General features: G+C 64.7%; 1 protein-coding gene. It reads left to right on the forward strand.

The annotated features are described in order from the left end of the window. Positions 1–303 (forward strand): beta-ketoacyl synthase N-terminal-like domain-containing protein (locus tag EE949_RS08345; RefSeq protein WP_277423365.1); only part of this gene is annotated, 303 nt, incomplete at both ends.

The raw sequence follows: 303 nt of genomic DNA on the forward strand, positions 1-303 counted from the left end.
CCCATTACCTGCGCGACCAGCAGTTCCCCGGCGACTACGACTACCAGCAACAGGAACTCAGCGCGCCGGCGAATTTCCTCGCCGTCTGGCTGCAACTGAGCGGCCCGGCCTACGTGATTTCCACCGCGTGCACCTCCAGCGCCCGCGCGCTGATGAGTGCCCAGCGCCTGTTGGATTTGGGCGTGTGCGACGCGGTGATCTGCGGCGGCGTCGACAGCCTGTGCAAGCTCACGCTCAATGGCTTCAGCGCGCTGGAAGCCGTGTCCAACAAGCGCTGCAATCCATTTTCGGTGAACCGCGACG

Origin of the sequence: Pseudomonas viridiflava, assembly GCF_900602065.1 — a bacterium.
Taxonomy (GTDB): domain Bacteria; phylum Pseudomonadota; class Gammaproteobacteria; order Pseudomonadales; family Pseudomonadaceae; genus Aquipseudomonas.